The 14,842-nt window shown below is 73.1% G+C and carries 13 protein-coding genes; 4 read left to right on the top strand and 9 right to left on the bottom strand.

Annotated features, from left to right (window positions below):
• The first annotated feature begins 331 nt into the window (after positions 1-331).
• Entirely contained in the window at positions 332-1,114 is a 783-nt protein-coding gene (locus tag H4F90_RS07495; RefSeq protein ID WP_182662898.1) for an SDR family oxidoreductase, read from the top strand.
• On the opposite strand, the gene H4F90_RS07490 is transcribed toward H4F90_RS07495, so the two are convergent.
• The 3 genes from H4F90_RS07490 to H4F90_RS07480 all read right to left on the bottom strand — a co-directional run bounded on the left by H4F90_RS07490 (position 1,111) and on the right by H4F90_RS07480 (position 4,262).
• Positions 1,111-2,169, bottom strand: a complete 1,059-nt coding sequence (locus H4F90_RS07490) for a glycosyltransferase family 4 protein (RefSeq protein ID WP_182662896.1) — start codon at positions 2,167-2,169, stop codon at positions 1,111-1,113. The genes H4F90_RS07495 and H4F90_RS07490 overlap by 4 nt on opposite strands.
• A gap of 82 nt (positions 2,170-2,251) precedes the next feature.
• The gene (gene lplT / locus H4F90_RS07485) at positions 2,252-3,580 is read right to left on the bottom strand and encodes a lysophospholipid transporter LplT (RefSeq protein WP_182662894.1); all 1,329 of its coding nucleotides are present in this window, start codon (positions 3,578-3,580) and stop codon (positions 2,252-2,254) included.
• 64 nt (positions 3,581-3,644) lie between these two features.
• Positions 3,645-4,262 carry a LuxR C-terminal-related transcriptional regulator gene (locus tag H4F90_RS07480; protein WP_182662892.1) on the bottom strand — a complete coding sequence of 206 codons (618 nt, stop codon included), beginning with the start codon at positions 4,260-4,262 and terminating at the stop codon, positions 3,645-3,647.
• A 133-nt stretch (positions 4,263-4,395) separates the two neighbouring features.
• Here H4F90_RS07480 and H4F90_RS07475 point away from each other — a divergent pair, with 133 nt between their 5' ends.
• Together H4F90_RS07475 and H4F90_RS07470 are read left to right on the top strand one after the other, a co-directional pair.
• Positions 4,396-5,106: a CoA transferase subunit A gene (locus H4F90_RS07475; RefSeq protein ID WP_182662890.1), complete on the top strand. Its 711-nt coding sequence runs from the start codon at positions 4,396-4,398 to the stop codon at positions 5,104-5,106.
• 29 nt (positions 5,107-5,135) lie between these two features.
• Positions 5,136-5,774, top strand: a complete 639-nt coding sequence (locus H4F90_RS07470; protein WP_182662888.1) for a 3-oxoacid CoA-transferase subunit B — start codon at positions 5,136-5,138, stop codon at positions 5,772-5,774.
• On the opposite strand, the gene H4F90_RS07465 is transcribed toward H4F90_RS07470, so the two are convergent.
• The gene (locus H4F90_RS07465) at positions 5,728-6,783 is read right to left on the bottom strand and encodes an RNA methyltransferase (protein ID WP_182662886.1); all 1,056 of its coding nucleotides are present in this window, start codon (positions 6,781-6,783) and stop codon (positions 5,728-5,730) included. The two genes, H4F90_RS07470 and H4F90_RS07465, sit on opposite strands and share 47 nt — an antisense overlap.
• Positions 6,784-6,932: 149 nt before the next feature.
• Between H4F90_RS07465 and H4F90_RS07460 the strand changes: the two genes are divergently transcribed.
• A complete protein-coding gene (locus H4F90_RS07460) occupies positions 6,933-7,340 on the top strand; it encodes a surface-adhesin E family protein (protein WP_182662884.1) in 408 nt (135 codons plus the stop codon).
• A 22-nt stretch (positions 7,341-7,362) separates the two neighbouring features.
• Here the strand turns inward: H4F90_RS07460 and H4F90_RS07455 are convergent, their stop codons facing one another.
• The 5 genes from H4F90_RS07455 to H4F90_RS07435 form a co-directional block, all read right to left on the bottom strand.
• The gene (locus H4F90_RS07455; RefSeq protein ID WP_182662882.1) at positions 7,363-8,115 is read right to left on the bottom strand and encodes an arginyltransferase; all 753 of its coding nucleotides are present in this window, start codon (positions 8,113-8,115) and stop codon (positions 7,363-7,365) included.
• A complete protein-coding gene (gene aat, locus H4F90_RS07450) occupies positions 8,112-8,933 on the bottom strand; it encodes a leucyl/phenylalanyl-tRNA--protein transferase (protein WP_182662880.1) in 822 nt (273 codons plus the stop codon). The genes H4F90_RS07455 and aat overlap by 4 nt, the downstream gene beginning before the upstream one ends.
• Before the next feature lie 9 nt (positions 8,934-8,942).
• On the bottom strand, positions 8,943-10,994 hold the full coding sequence (locus H4F90_RS07445; protein ID WP_182662878.1) for a peptidase U32 family protein: 2,052 nt from the start codon (positions 10,992-10,994) through the stop codon (positions 8,943-8,945).
• Positions 10,995-11,025: 31 nt separating this feature from the next.
• Complete coding sequence (locus H4F90_RS07440; protein WP_182662876.1) at positions 11,026-12,201, bottom strand: PepSY-associated TM helix domain-containing protein; 1,176 nt, start codon at positions 12,199-12,201, stop codon at positions 11,026-11,028.
• 587 nt (positions 12,202-12,788) lie between these two features.
• Entirely contained in the window at positions 12,789-14,840 is a 2,052-nt protein-coding gene (locus H4F90_RS07435) for a TonB-dependent receptor (RefSeq protein WP_182662875.1), read from the bottom strand.
• Between the last annotated feature and the right edge of the window lie 2 nt (positions 14,841-14,842).

The raw sequence follows: 14,842 nt of genomic DNA, 5'->3' as shown, positions 1-14,842 counted from the left end.
CAGACGGAGAGCTCGGTGCCCGCGGCGGCGGCGAGCTGCTTGAGGCGGATGGCCGTGGCCAGGCCGGCCGGGCCGGCGCCGACGATGAGGACGTCGACGTCGAGGGTGTCGCGCGGGCCGTGGCTGGCGAGCAGATCGGGGGGCGTTTGCATGGCGGGGCTCCAGAGCTGTGTGGGATTCTAGGCAGGGATGGGGCTGTAAATCGAACGATCGTTCGATTTTTGGGGGGTGGCCCTGCGCCGGGCCGGCCCCCCAGCCGATCCCCGCGGCCGGGGCGGTGCAGGGGGGCGTGCTAGGCTCGTTTCACCCTGTCCTGCATCCCGTCCCAACCATGAGCTACACCCTCGACCTGTCCGGCCGCGTGGCCCTGATCACCGGGGCCTCGGGCGATCTCGGTGCGCAGTTCGCCCGCACGCTGGCCCGGGCCGGCGCGGCCGTGGTGCTGGCCGGCCGGCAGATCGAGACGCTGAAGACCCTGCGCTCGGAGATCGAGGGCGCGGGGGGCGATGCCCACGTGGTCGGCCTGGAGGTGGACGACCCCGACAGCATCGCGGCGGCCGTGGCCCATGCCGAAACCGAGGTCGGCCCGATCGACATCCTGGTCAACAACGCCGGCCTCAGCCGTTCGCAGAAGCTGCTGGATGTGCAGCCCGAGGACTTCGACGCGCTCTTCGCCGTCAACACCCGCGGCGCCTTCTTCGTGGCCCAGGCCGTGGCCAAGCGCATGCTGGCGCGGGCCCAGGGCCTGGCGCCCGGCACTTTCGCCGGGGGCCGCATCGTCAATGTGGCCTCGATGGCCGGCCTGCGCGTGATCGGACGCCTCGGGGTCTATGCCATGAGCAAGGCGGCCGTCATCCACATGACCCGCGCGATGGCGCTGGAGTGGGGGCCCAAGGGCATCAATGTCAATGCGATCTGCCCCGGCTACATCGACACCGACCTGAACCGCCACTACTGGTCGACCGAGCCCGGCCGCGAGCTGCTCGACGTGCTGCCGCGCAAGCGCCTGGGCCAGCCGCAGGATCTGGACAGCCTGATCGTCATGCTCTGCGCCCGCGAGAGCCACTACCTCAACGGCGCCATCATCCAGGCCGACGACGGCTTCGGCGTCTAGGCCGCCCCGCCGGCCGGGCGCTTGCCGACCGGCCGCGCGGCCGCCCCCCGCAGGCTCGGCGGGATGGGCGCCAGCGCCTGCAGGAACTGCGCGCTGGCCGCCGCCCAGCTGTGACGCTCGGCGTGGGCGCGGGCCCCGCGGCGGGGCCGCTCCAGGGCCTGCAGGCAGGCGCTGCGCAGGTCCTCGTGCAGGACGCCGCCCGGGCCGTCGCCGATCACGTCCAGGGGGCCGGGCACCGGGTAGGCCGCCACCGGCGTGCCGCAGGCCATGGCCTCCAGCATCACCAGGCCGAAGGTGTCGGTGCGGCTGGGGAAGACCATCACGTCCGCGCTGCGGTAGAGCGTCGCGAGGGAGGCGCCATCGAGCACGCCGAACCAGCGCGCCTCGGGGTGGGCGGCTTCCAGCCGCGCCCGCGCCGGGCCGTCGCCCGCCACCCATTTCTCGCCCGGCAGGTCCAGGGTCAGGAAGGCCTCGACGTTCTTCTCCACGGCCAGGCGGCCGACGTAGAGGAAGACCGGCGAAGCCTGGCGTTCGAGCCGCAGGCCTTCGTCGTGGAAGGTGCCCAGGTCCACGCCGCGGCTCCACAGCCGGGCCTGACTGAAGCCGCGCGCCTGCAGGTCGCGGACGATGGCCGGCGTGGGCACCAGGGTTGCGCGGCCGGCGTTGTGGAAGCGGCGCAGCAGCGCATACATCCAGGGCAGGGGCATGCGGCAGCGCGCGTGCACGTACTCGGGGAAGCGGCTGTGATAAGCCGTGGTGAAGGGCCAGCCGCGCTCAAGGGCCACCGCCCGCGCGGCCCAGCCCAGCGGGCCTTCGGTGGCGAGGTGCAGGCAGTCGGGTGCCTCGGCGTCGATCGCCCGCGCCACCGCGCGGCGGCTGGCCAGGCTGAGGCGGATCTCCGGATAGGTCGGGCAGGGCAGGGAGCGGAAGGCCGCCGGCGTCAGCAGCGCGACCTCATGGCCCAGGGCCTGCAGCTCGCGGCGGGTCATCTTCAGCGTGCGGACCACGCCATTGACCTGGGGGTCCCAGGCTTCGGTGACGATCAGGATCTTCATCGGCGCGGGTCCGGGGGGGCATGAAAAGAGGATGGGCTCCCCGGCCGCCGGAGGCGGCCAGGGGCTGGGCAGGGGGCGGGTTTCATCCGCGGGCTCCGGGACCGACCGGCCGTGCGGCCGGCTGCCGCATCAGGACCAGCAGGCCGCTCAGCACCAGCAGCGCCAGACCGAGGGCCAGTCCCGCCACCGAGGCCCCGAGCGCGGCTGCGGCGCTGTAGCCGCCGAGCATCAGCAACATGCCGAGGTTCTCGCCGAAGTTCTGCACGGCCACCGTGCGGCCCGCGCTCAGCAGCAGCTGGCCGCGGGCCTGCAGCAGGGCATTCATCGGCACGACCAGGACCCCGGCCAGCAGGCCCACCGCCAGCAGCAGCGGCAGACCGGCCCACGGCTGTTCGATCCAGCACAGCGCCGGCAGCAGGCCGGCCAGCAGCAGGCCGGCCGGCAGCACGCGGGTGCTGCGCTCCAGCGGAATGCAGCGTCCGGCCAGCACGGCCCCGGCGACCACGCCAAGCGCGACCACGCCCTGCAGGCCGGCCGCGGCGTCCAGGCCCAGGTCCAGCTGCTCCTGGCCCCAGCGCAGCACGAGGAACTGCAGCGCGGCGCCCACGGCCCAGCTCAAGGCCGTCGCGCCCAGGGCCAGGCGGGCCTCGGGGTCGCGCCAGAGTCGCTGGCCGTCGCAGGCGAAGCCGCGCAGCAGCTGGGCGCTGCGCCGCCGGCGCGGCCGGCCCGCGCCCGGCATCGGCTGTGGCAGCCCGCAATGGGCCAGGCCCGCGCCCGCGTAGAGCAGCAGCAGCAGGCCCAGGGCCGGCCACAACAGGCTGGCCGCCGGATCCGCGCAGCTTGCGCCGCAGCCCGGCAGCAGGCCGGCCAGCCGCTCGCCGAGGGCCTGCAGCAGGGGCGCCTGGCCCGGCCCCTGCGGTGAGATCAGCAAGCCGCCCAGACCGGCGCCCAGCAGGGCGGCGCAGACGGTGCTGGCTTCCAGCCAGCCATTGGCCCGCACCAGGCCGGCCGGCGCCACGCTCTCGGCGACCAGGCCGTACTTGGCGGGCGAATACAGGGCCGCGCCCAGGCCGGCCAGGGCGTAGGCGAGCAAGGGCCCCCAGGCGCTGGTGCCGGCCAGCAGCAGGGCCGCCCCCAGCGCCTTCAGGGCATGGCTGCCGGCCATCAGCCGCGCCTTGGGCAGGGCATCGGCCAGCACGCCGACCAGCGGGGCCAGCAGCACATAGGCTGCGGTGAAGCCCAGCTTGAGCAGCGGCGGCGCCCAGGCCGGTGCCGCCAGCTCCAGCATCCGCGCGATCGCGAGGATCAGCAGCGCGTGGTCGGCCAGGGCGGACAGGGCCTGGGCCAGCACCAGGCGGCGGAAGCCGCGCGGCAGGGCGGGGGCAGGGGCGGGGACGGGCAGAGACGGCACAGGCCGCCATCACACCCGCGGCCGGTGTCAGGGCTGTGAAACGGTCGCCGGGCCCGCCCCGCCCTCAGCCTGCGGCCAGCAGCTTCTGCACCAGTTCCGGCGTGCTGGAGGCGCCGAGCTTGCGCAGCAGCCGGCCGCGGTAGACATCCACCGTGCGCGGGCTCAGGCCGAGCTGGCGGCCGATCTGCTTGCTGCGCTGGCCCTCGATCAGCAGGGCCGCCACCTCGCGCTCGCGCGCGGTCAGCGCGCCGCGGCCGTCGGCGGCCAGCGGCGCGACGGCGCGCTTGTCCGACAGGTCCTCGAAGCTCCACAGCCCGGCCTCGTGCGGCGCGGCCGGGTTCAGGGCCTGGCCGGCCACATGGCACCAGAACAGCTCGCCACGCGGGTCGCTGGGGCTGCGCTTCATCACGCGGTCGTCGGCGTAGTGGCCCTCGGCGTCGAGCCGCGCGACGATGCGCGCGCCGGTGCGCTCGAACTCCTCGTGGCTGGGGTAGAGCAGGGCGAAGCTCTGGCCGATCAGCAGCTCGCGGTGGGTGCGGAAGATGCGGCAGAAGGCCTGGTTGCAGTCGACCATGCGCCGCTCGCGCGAGATCACCAGGCCCACCGGCGCCAGCGCGAAGGCGGTGCGGTAGTCGGTGTCGCAGGCGCCCGGGGGCAGCGGGGGGGCGGGGGATCGGGGCATGGTCGGCGGGCGGCACCCTGGGGTTTGCCTTAGGCGATTTTACGTAGGCTCATACGCATCAAACTGACGGGGTGGCTGCGGTCGTCCGCGCCTCCCTCCTCCCCGCACGCCCCTCCCCTCCGAAGAGGTCCGCATGAACAAGCTCTACCCCCATGCCGCTGCCGCCCTGGACGGCCTGGTCCGCGATGGCCAGCTGCTCGCCGTCGGGGGCTTCGGCCTCTGCGGCATCCCCGAGGCCCTGATCGACGCGCTCAAGGACAGCGGCGTCAAGGACCTGACGGTCATCTCCAACAACGCCGGCGTCGATGGCTTCGGCCTGGGCAAGCTGCTGGAGACGCGGCAGATCAAGAAGATGATCTCCAGCTACGTCGGCGAGAACAAGGAGTTCGAGCGCCAGTACCTGGCCGGCGAGCTGGAGCTGGAGTTCACCCCCCAGGGCACCCTGGCCGAGAAGCTGCGCGCCGGCGGCGCCGGCATTCCGGCCTTCTTCACCAAGACCGGTGTCGGCACCCTGGTGGCCGAGGGCAAGGAAACCCGCGAGTTCGACGGCGAGGTCTACCTGATGGAGCGCTCGCTGCGCCCGGCCGTGTCCCTGGTCAAGGCCCATGTGGCCGACAAGGCCGGCAACCTGCGCTTCCGCCTGACCGCGCGCAACTTCAATCCGGCCGCGGCCATGGCCGGCCAGGTCTGCGTGGTCGAGGTCGAGGAGGTGGTCGAGGTCGGCGAGCTGGGCCCGGACGAGATCCACCTGCCCGGCATCTACGTGCACCGCATCGTGCACAACGCCAAGCCCGAGAAGCGCATCGAGAAGCGCACGATCACCGAGCGCCCGAGCGGCGTCTGAGCCCCCCACCGCGAACAGGAGAACCCATCATGGCCTGGACCCACGACCAGATGGCCGCCCGCGCGGCCCAGGAGCTGCAGGACGGCTTCTATGTGAACCTCGGCATCGGCCTGCCCACGCTGGTGGCCAACCACGTCCGCTCGGACATCGAGGTCTGGCTGCAGAGCGAGAACGGCATGCTCGGCATCGGCCCCTTCCCGACCGAGGACGCCGTCGACGCCGACCTCATCAACGCCGGCAAGCAGACCGTGACCACGCTGCCCGGCTCGGCCATCTTCGGCAGCCACGACAGCTTCGCGATGATCCGCGGCGGCAAGATCAACCTCAGCATCCTGGGCGCCATGCAGGTCAGCGAGCATGGCGACCTGGCCAACTGGATGATCCCCGGCAAGATGGTCAAGGGCATGGGCGGCGCCATGGACCTGGTGGCCGGCGTCGGCCGTGTCATCGTGCTGATGGAGCATGTGGCCAAGAAGCGCGACGGCACGACCGACCTGAAGCTGCTGCCCCGGTGCACCCTGCCGCTCACCGGCGTGGGCGTGGTCGACCGCATCATCACCGACCTCGCCGTGCTCGACGTGACCCCCGAGGGCCTCAAGCTCGTCGAGCTGGCCGAGGGCGTCAGCCGCGAGGAGCTGCAGGCGGCCACGGGCGTGCCGATCCGCTGAAGCGCACCGGGCTCAGGCCCTGAGCCTGGCGGGCGCGGAGCTGGCCGCAGCCGGCATCCACGTCCTGCCCGGCCGAATCGCGCAGCTTGACCAGGATGCCGTGCCGGCCCAGGGTGGCGGCCAGGGCCTCGGCCCGGGCACGGGCCGGGCGGCGGAAGGCCAGCTCGGGCACGGTGTTCCAGGGGATGAGGTTGAGCATCACCCGCTTGCCGCGCAGCAGGTCGATGAAGCCTTCCACCTCATCGTCCCCGTCGTTCACGCCGTCCAGCAGCGTCCACTGCGCCATCCAGGGGTGGGCGCTGGCCTGGCTGTAGGCCTCGGCGGCCTCGACCAGCTCCTGCGGGCTGAGCCGTGGCGCGCGCGGCAGCAGCTCGGCGCGCCGCGCCGGGTCGGTGCTGTGCAGCGAGACGGCCAGCGTCGGCTTCACCGGCGATCGGCCCAGGGCTTCGAAGGCCCGCCGGTCGCCCACGGTGGAGAAGGTCATCTGCTTGTGGCCCAGGCCGCCATGGGTGCCCAGCAGCTGCAGCGCCTCCAGCACCGCCTCCAGGTTGTGGGCGGGTTCGCCCATGCCCATGAAGACCAGCTTGCGCACCGGCCCCGCGGCGCGGGCGGCGGCCACCTGGGCGACGATCTCCAGGCTGTCGAGCTGGCGCTTGAGGCCCTCGCGCCCGGTCATGCAGAAGCCGCAGCCCACCGCGCAGCCGACCTGGCTGGACACGCACAGGCCCTCGTCGGGCAGGCGCACCGTCTCCACCGTCTGGCCGTCGGCCAGGGCCATCAGCCAGCGCTCGCTGCCGTCGCCGGCGGGGTGGGCGGACACGCGCCGCAGCAGCCCGTCGAGCTGCGCCTGCAGCGCCGGCAGGGCGGCGACCAGACGGTCGGGGAAGCGCGCCCGCCGGCCGCCGGCGTCCAGGCGCTGGCCGCGGCTCCACAGGCGCAGCACGCGGGCGGCATGCACCGGGGCTGCGCCAAGCGCGTGCAGTTGCTGCTCCAGGGTGGCGATCGGCATGGGCGGGGGGCGGAAGGCGGGCCCGCATTGTCGGCCGGCCCGGCCGCGCAAGCAGGTGACAGCCCCAGGCTGACCGGCGGCGGGGCGATCGGCGATCATGCCGGGCTGTTTTCCCACCCTCCTGCGGCCCGGCCGTTCAAGGACCCAGCATGACCTTCCTCCGGCCCGCCCTTGCCGCCCTCATCCTGTCGACGCCCTTCCTGCCGGCCCAGGCCGGCTGGACCGAACTGGGCGGCAACGAGCAAGTCACCTTCTACGCCGATTTCGACGGCGTCAACAAGTCCAAGGACGCGGTCGCGATCTGGACCCTGGTCGATTCCAAGAAGCCGCGCACCTACGAGGGCAAAGTGTTCAGCTCGGTCCGCACGCAGTTCGAGTTCCAGTGCGCCGGCCCCAAGGTTCGTGAGCGCGAGACCCGCTTCCACGCCGGGGCGATGGCCGCCGGCGAGCTGGTCGCCAGCTACAAGGTCGAGGAGCCGGCCTGGGAGCCGGTGACCGGCGGCACCGTCAAGGACGCCCTGGCGCAGGAGCTCTGCAAGCCCGCTGCCGCCAAGTGAGGCGGTGCGCCGGCTCGGCGCCTCAGCCTGGGTCGGCCCCGCCGGGCAGCCACTGCCCCTCGCGCAGCAGCTCGTGCGGCCGGAAGCGGGCCTTGTAGGCCATCTTCGGGCTCTCGCCGATCCAGTAGCCCAGGTAGAGGTGGGGCAGGCCCAGCTGCCGCGTCTGCGCGATCTGCCACAGCACGTTGTAGGTGCCGTAGCTGGCCTCGGCCTCGGGCTCGTAGAAGGTGTAGACGGCCGAGAGGCCGTCGTTCAGCACGTCGAGGATGGAGACCATCTTCAGCGCGCCCGGCGTGCCGTCGGACGCGGCCGGCGCGCGGAACTCCACCAGCCGCGAATTCACCCGGCTTTGCAGCAGGAACTGCGTGTACTGGTCGATGGAATCGTGGTCCATGCCCCCGCCGGCATGGCGGCCAGCCTGGTAGCGCAGGTAGAGCTGGTAGTGCTCGGGCACGAAGCACAGCCGCAGCACCCGGGCTTCCAGCCCCGCATGCTGCTTCCAGGCGCGGCGCTGGCTGCGGCTGGGCTGGAAATCGTCCACCGGCACGCGCAGCGGCAGGCAGGCCTGGCAGCCGTCGCAGTAGGGTCGGTAGGTGAACATGCCACTGCGCCGGAAGCCGCTGGCGACCAGGCCCGAGTAAGCGTCGGCGTGGATCAGGTGGCTCGGCGTGGCCACCTGCGACCGGGCCTGGCGTCCCGGCAGGTAGCTGCAGGGATAGGGCGCCGTCGCATAGAACTGGAGCGATGCGAGGGGCAGCTCTTTCGGGAAGGTCACGGCAGGCTCGGCGGTGCGGCGGGGGGGCTCGACACGGCGTCCGGGGCGGCAAGGCCCAGGCTCGACCAGTGCGCCGGATCATAGGTCCAGGCACCGGCCGTCCCGGCCTGCGGGGCCTTGGGATCGGGCGCAGCGTCAAGCAGTTCGCGCAGATGGGCCTCGAAGGCCCGCCGCGTCCACTCCACCCCGCCCAGCGAAGCCAGGTGCCGGGTGTTCTGCTGGCAGTCGATCAGCGGCCGGCCGCTCGCGCGGCAGAAGGCCACCAGCGCGGCCAGCGCGATCTTCGAGGCGTCGCTGCGTCGCGCGAACATCGATTCGCCGAACACCATGCGCCCCAGGCCGACGCAGTAGAGGCCGCCGACCAGCTCGCCGTCGATCCAGGTCTCGATGCTGTGCACGCGGCCCTGGCGGTGCCAGTCCAGGTAGGCGCGGCGCAGGCTGGGCACGATCCAGGTGCCTTGCTGACCGGCGCGCGGCGTGCTGGCGCAGGCGGCGATGACGGCGGCGAAGTCATGGTCGAAGCGCAGTTCGCAGCGCGGGTCGGCCAGGAAGCGGCGGATCGTCTTGCGCAGGGAATGCGAGAGCCTGAAGTCCTCCACCCGCAGCACCATGCGCGGGTCGGGGCTCCACCACAGCGGCGGCTGGCCGGGGCTGAACCAGGGGAAGATGCCGCGCCGGTAGGCCGCTTCCAGCCGCGCCGGGGTGAGCCGGCCGCCCGCGCACAGCAGGCCCGGCGCGGGGCTGTCCGGGCCCAGAGCCTGGTCGGTGGGGGGGAAGTCCGCCTCGCCCAGCGGCGAGTCGTCCAGCCAGGGGATCACGGCCGCCGCTCAGGCCGAGGCCGGCTGCGGCCGCTGGCGGTAGAAGCGGATCGGCACGCCGGCCGCCTCGCTGGCCTTGATCTCGCGCTGCTGCGCGGCCATCACCTGCGGCTTCATGCGGCCCACCACATGCATCTCGCAGGGCTTGCAGTCGAAGCGCAGGGTCATCAGCTCGTCGCCGTAGCGGATCTGCAGCGGCTCGGCCTTCACCTGGCCCTGCACCCCGGTCACGCCCTTGGCCTGCTTGGGGCACAGGCTCAGCGAGAAGCGCACGCAGTGCTTGGTGATCATCAGGCTGACCTCGCCCGGCTCGGTGTGGCTCTCGTAGGCCGCCTCGATGATCTGCACGCCGTGGCGCGCATAGAAATCGCGCGCCTTGTGGTTGTGGACGTTGGCCAGGTAGCTCAGGTGCTCGCCGGGGTAGGGCGCCGGAGGCTCGACCGGCGCGGCCCGTTCCAGCCGGCGGAAGGCGGCGGCGCGGGCGGCCTCCAGGGCCGCCACGCCCTCGCGCCGCAGGCCGTTGAGCGCGCTGGCTGGCACGAAGGGCAGGGTGCCGCCGCGCGGCAGGCTCAGCTGCCGCAGGCTGAAGATCGTGCCGCCCAGCTTGCCGAGCTGCTGGCGCAGCGTGGCCTCGGCCTGGGCCGCCTGCTCGGCGCGCGGCAGGGCGCCGTCCAGGCGCACGCAGGCCTCGTGGCCGTCCTCGTCCCGCAGGCTCAGGCTCAGGCCGGCGGCGTCCCAGCCCAGGGCCAGGTCCACGGCGATGCGGCGCTCGGCCGAGGGCTTGTCCAGCAGCCGGTCCCAGGCGCGGTCGCGGTTGCGGTGCAGGGCGGTGCCGGCGCGCAGGTCCTTGAAATCGGCGCAGGGCTGCGGCGGCCAGACCCGCCAGCGGTTAGCGCCCGGCTCGCCCAGGGCCGCGGCGCGGCGCTTGCCGTCGGCTGGCGCGGCCTCGGCCGCCAGGCGCTCGGCGCGGTTCACCGGCAGGCCGACCAGCTCGGTCTGCAGGTCGAAATAGCTCAGGCCGTCGCCATTGCTCAGGGCCGCGTCCGGGGCCAGGGCCACGTCGAAGGCCTCGGCGCCCACGGCCAGCACCTCGCCCAGCGGCAGGCCGGCATGCTTGGGCGTGTCGAAGGCGCCGATGTCGATCTTGCGGCCGGTCGCGAAGTAGTCGGTCGCGCCGCGGTTGAAGTTGCGCTGCGGGTCCGGCGTGAAGCTGAAGCGGCAGCGGCCCGAGGACGCGCGCCGGAGCGCGCCACTGCCTTCCTCCAGCAGCCCATCGAGCAACTGCCGGTAGTGCGCCGTCAGGTTCTTCACATAGCCCAGGTCCTTGTAGCGGCCCTCGATCTTGAAGCTGCGCACCCCGGCGTCCACCAGCGCCGCAAGGTTGGCCGACTGGTCGTTGTCCTTGAGCGAAAGCACATGCTTGTCGTGCGCGACGATGCCGCCGGCCGCATCCGTCACCGTGTAGGGCAGGCGGCATTCCTGCGAGCAATTGCCGCGGTTGGCGCTGCGCCCGGTGTGGGCATGGCTGATGAAGCACTGGCCGCTGTAGGCCACGCAGAGCGCGCCGTGCACGAAGAACTCCACCGCCGCATGGTCCATCGCCTGCGCGCAGGCGGCGATCTGCGGCAGCGTCAGCTCGCGCGCCAGCACCAGCTGCGAGAAGCCTGCGTCCTGCAGGAAGCGCGCCTTCTCCGGCGTGCGGATGTCGCACTGCGTGCTGGCATGCAGCTGGATGGGCGGCAGGTCCAGTTCCAGCAGGCCCATGTCCTGCACGATCAGCGCATCCACCCCCGCATCCCAGGCCTGCCAGACCATGCGCCGCGCATCCTCCAGCTCGTCGTCGCGCAGGATGGTGTTGATCGTCAGGAAGATGCGGCTGCCGTAGCGGTGCGCATGGCTGCACAGCCGCGCGATGTCGGCCATGGCATTGCCTGCCTTGTCCCGCGCGCCGAAGGCCGGCCCGCCGATGTAGACCGCATCGGCCCCGTGGTTCACGGCTTCGATGCCGATGTCGGCATCGCGCGCCGGGGCGAGCAGTTCGAGGTCGGGGCGCAGGGGCATGGCGGGGGTGGGGCGAGGACGGTCTCCCAGTTTAGGAGCCCTGTCTGCCGCCCACTGCTGTCCCGCTGCCGCCGCGGGTCGCTCCCCGCCGCGTCGCCCCCACCTTCCTCGCCCGCCGCTTGTCCCGCCAGCGCCGCCAGCCCGTCCAGGCCAGCAGCAGGGGCAGCAGGCCGGCGGCGGCGACCCCGGCGCGGCCGGGCAGGCCGAAGGCTTCGCCCATGTGCAGGGGATGCATCCATTGCCAGAACACATCGCCGGCGGTGAAGGCCCGCGGGTCGCGGGCGGCGACGATCTCGCCGCTGGCGTCGTCGATCCAGACCAGGGTGGCGGGGAAGCGCACACCGGGTTCATCGGGCTGGCGCAGGCGCACGCGCCAGGGGCTGCCCGCCTCGGCCGGGGGGTCGACCCAGCGGGCGCGGGCGCCGGGCCAGGCGGCTTCGGCGACGGCCACGGCCTGGTCCACGCTCAGGCGGCGTGGCTCGGGGAAGCCTTGCGGGACGGACGGCAGCGGCGTCAGGGGGCTGAAGGCGGCGATCACCGGCTGCGTCCAGTGCGGCAGGGCGAGCAGCAGGCCGCTGAAGGCCAGCATGCCCAGCAGGGGCAGGGCCAGCCAGCCGCCGAGCTTGTGCAGGTCGTGATGGCGCCGGGCCGGCGCGGCGCCGCGCAGCTTGAGCCGCCAGGCCGCCCGCCAGCCACCGCCGCGCGGCCACCACAGCCACAGGCCGCTGAGCAGCGAGACCATCATCAGCCCGCCGCCGATCCCCACCGCCGTCACGCCGTGCTTGCCCAGCAGCAGGCTGTAGTGCAGGTCGTAGACCCAGGTGGTGAGGTGCTGGCCCCAGAAGCGGTTGAGCACCACCTGCCGGGTGGCCGGGTCCACGGTGGCCAGCAGGGGCGCGAAGCCCTGGCCGCGCGTTTCCGCCGGGCGGAGGTAGCGGGCGGTCAGGGGCTCGCCCGGGGCCTGCGGGATCTCCAGCCGCCAGCCCGGCCCGCGCTGGGGGTGGGCCGCCTGCAGGGCGGCGTAGGCCTGTTCCAGCGTCATCGGCGGCGCGCCCTCGCGCCGCGCCAGGCGGGTGTCGAGCAGGGCATCCAGCTCGGGATAGAAGGCCAGCACGCTGCCCGTCAGGCCGACCAGCACGAACCACAGGGCCAGGCCCAGGCCCAGCCAGCGGTGCAGCCGCAGCCAGAGGCGGCGGGCGCGGCTCATGCCGGGGCCGGCCCGGCGGGCCGGGCGCAGGGTGTGGCGGCACGGCGTGCCGGGTGCAGGACGGGAGGCACGTGGTCCGTCAGCAGGGGACGCTTGCACTTGGCTTGGGCCGGAGGCTGGGCAGGCCTGCTGCTGCGTGTCCCCCGGCCGCTTGGCGGCCTCCTCCTTGACCTTCGCAGCAGGCCTGCCCAGCCTCCTGCGCGCGGCCCAGGGTGCAGGCCAGAAGCCCCACGGGTGGCCCTGCGACCCAGGGCGCGGGCCGGAACGCCGACGGTGGCCTTGCGACCCAGGGCGCGGGCCGGAACACCGAGGGTGGCATCGCGGGGCCGTGCCGGCGCGCAAGGGCGCAGGTCAAGGAGGAGGGCCGCGCAGCGGCCCGGGGGACACGAAGCCCTTGCGCGCCGGCGCGGCCCCGCGCCGCTCAAGCCCGACCCCGCGCCGCTCCACCGCGGCCTCGTGCCGCTCCCCCCCGACCCCGCGCCGCTCCACCCCGACCCAAGCCTCGCCAAGGGCATCGTCAGCCCAGGCGCCCAAGGCCCCAGGGCCAGGATGACAAGACGCCTCACGCCGACTCTCCGGGCCGGGGCTCAGTAGCGCGCGCTGATCGCCAGCCAGACGCTGCGCGGCGCGCCCGGCGAGAGCAGCGGGGCATTGGCCGTGGTGTCGAAGTAGGCGTAGGCGTATTCGCGATTCATCAGGTTCAGCACCTGAGCTTCCAGCTTCAGGTTGGCATTCAGGGCCTTGCTGAGGCCGAGGTTGAGCAGGGTGAAGCCGCCGAAGCGGCCGGCGTCATTGTTGCGGGTCAGCTCGTAGTCGCCCTGGTGCTGGGCCCAGGCCTTGAGCGCCCAGCCCTCGCCGGGCAGCCAGTCCAGGCCGGCGGAGACGATCTGGCGCGGCACATGGTCCAGCTCCTTGCCGCGGGTGGGGTCGGCGGGGCCGGCGCCTTCGGTGATGCGCGCGCGCTGGAAGGCGGCGGCCATCCAGGCCTGCAGCGGGCCGGCGGGGCGCCAGGCCAGTTGCAGGTCCAGGCCACGGCGGCGGGTGCCGCCAATGTTGTCGGAATCGCCGCTCGGGTCGCCCAGGCGGCGCAGCACCTCGTTGCTGGCCTTCTGCTGCCAGACGGCGAGGCGGCCGTCCAGGTCGAAGCCGGGCTTGAACTTCAGGCCCAGCTCGGCGCCGTCGTTGATCGAGGGGGCCAGGTCGCGCACGCGGGCGCCGGTCTTGAAAGTCGCGGCCTCGGTGCCGACCTGCCAGGTGCGACCCCAGTTGGCGTAGAGGGTGGTGGCTTCGCTGGGCGTCCACACCGCGCTGATCTTGGGCTGACGGATCGTGCCGTAGTCGTTGATCTCGCCGATGCGGTCGGCCGCCACGGCGGCCAGGGGGTTGCGCAGCTCGCCGCTCAGGCGGTCGAAGCGCAGGGCCGGCACCAGCTTGAAGGCCGCGGTGGGCTGCAGCACGGCCTGCACGAAGGCGCCGTGCACGTTCAGCGCGTAGTCCAGGTCGCGGGTCTGGGCCTGGCGCACGCGGTCCACGGTGCGGAAGCGCTGGTTGAGGTTGTCCTGGCGTTCGGTGTCCACCCCGCCTTCCAGCGCGAAGGCCTGCAGGCCCGGCACGGTCGGCCGCCAGACGGCCGTGGCGCGGGCGCCGGTGTGGGTTTCATCGGCCCGCCGCTCCTGCTGCGCACCGGCCGCCGAGAAGCGCACCCAGCGCTGGTCCTCGAAGCGGTTGCGGTAGAGCCGGAAGGAGACATCGAGCCGCTCGCCGGCCTGGGCGTCCCCATGGATCGCGGCCTGGCTCATGCGGCGATCCCCGCCGTCGGTGGCGTTGTAGGCGTTCGTCTGCTTGCGGTCGGCACGTACCTGGGCTTCGGTCAGGTAGCCCGGTTCCTGGGCCGTGCTCTCGTAGGCGCGCAGCACCAGGCCGGCCGTCCAGCGCCCGCCCTTGTAGAACCACTGGCCCGAGAGCGCGGTCTTGTCGGCCTCGGAGTGCTCGCGCCAGCCGTCCGTGCGCTTGTGGCCGATGAAGTAGTTCTGCGTCCAGCGCTCGGTCTCGATGCCCTTGGCCAGCTGCAGGTCCACGCTGTTGAAGCTGCCGACGGCGGCGCGGGCGAGGGTTTCGTTGCCGCCGCGGCGCGGCACCAGGTTGACCGTGCCGGCGATGTTGTGCAGGCCGTAGCGCGCGTCGTTGGTGCCGCGCACCACCTCCACGGCCTGCAGCTCCAGCGGGAAGACCATGTCCAGGTAGGGCATGTTGCCGTTGTTGCTGTTGGCCGGGATGCCGTCGATCAGCAGCTTGACGGCATTGACCTCGCCCTCGCCATTGAAGCCGCGGAAGGAGACCTTGCCATTCGTCGTGCCCTGGTTGAAGCCGGTCAGCATCACGCCCGGCAGCTGGTCGAAGAGCTCGAAGTTGGAGAAGGCATTGCGCTCGGCCAGGCGCTCTTCATTGAGCACGTCGACCGAGGTCAGCAGGCGCCGCGTGCCCAGCGGGCCGCGGCTGCCGGCGTGGATGGTGACGCGGCCGATGTCGAAGCTGGCATCGGCCTCGGCGGCGGCCCCGTTCTGGGCCTGCAGCGGCAGGCTGGCGAAGGCCAGCAGCAGGGCGGCGGCCAGGGGATGGGGGTGGGGCAGGGTGGTCATCG

This window comes from Aquariibacter albus, from assembly GCF_014145335.1.
Lineage (GTDB): Bacteria > Pseudomonadota > Gammaproteobacteria > Burkholderiales > Burkholderiaceae_C > Aquariibacter > Aquariibacter albus.
Note: the sequence above shows the minus strand (reverse complement) of the source record. Positions and strands in the feature narration are given on the sequence as shown.

Excerpts from the sequence above, each read along its gene's own strand:
- H4F90_RS07495 (WP_182662898.1), top strand. The coding sequence starts at position 332 with ATGAGCTACACCCTCGACCTGTCCGGCCGCGTGGCCCTGATCACCGGG.
- H4F90_RS07490 (WP_182662896.1), bottom strand. The coding sequence starts at position 2,169 with ATGAAGATCCTGATCGTCACCGAAGCCTGGGACCCCCAGGTCAATGGC.
- H4F90_RS07480 (WP_182662892.1), bottom strand. The coding sequence starts at position 4,262 with ATGCCCCGATCCCCCGCCCCCCCGCTGCCCCCGGGCGCCTGCGACACC.
- H4F90_RS07475 (WP_182662890.1), top strand. The coding sequence starts at position 4,396 with ATGAACAAGCTCTACCCCCATGCCGCTGCCGCCCTGGACGGCCTGGTC.
- H4F90_RS07470 (WP_182662888.1), top strand. The coding sequence starts at position 5,136 with ATGGCCTGGACCCACGACCAGATGGCCGCCCGCGCGGCCCAGGAGCTG.
- H4F90_RS07465 (WP_182662886.1), bottom strand. The coding sequence starts at position 6,783 with ATGCCGATCGCCACCCTGGAGCAGCAACTGCACGCGCTTGGCGCAGCC.
- H4F90_RS07460 (WP_182662884.1), top strand. The coding sequence starts at position 6,933 with ATGACCTTCCTCCGGCCCGCCCTTGCCGCCCTCATCCTGTCGACGCCC.
- H4F90_RS07445 (WP_182662878.1), bottom strand. The coding sequence starts at position 10,994 with ATGCCCCTGCGCCCCGACCTCGAACTGCTCGCCCCGGCGCGCGATGCC.
- H4F90_RS07440 (WP_182662876.1), bottom strand. The coding sequence starts at position 12,201 with ATGAGCCGCGCCCGCCGCCTCTGGCTGCGGCTGCACCGCTGGCTGGGC.
- H4F90_RS07435 (WP_182662875.1), bottom strand. The coding sequence starts at position 14,840 with ATGACCACCCTGCCCCACCCCCATCCCCTGGCCGCCGCCCTGCTGCTG.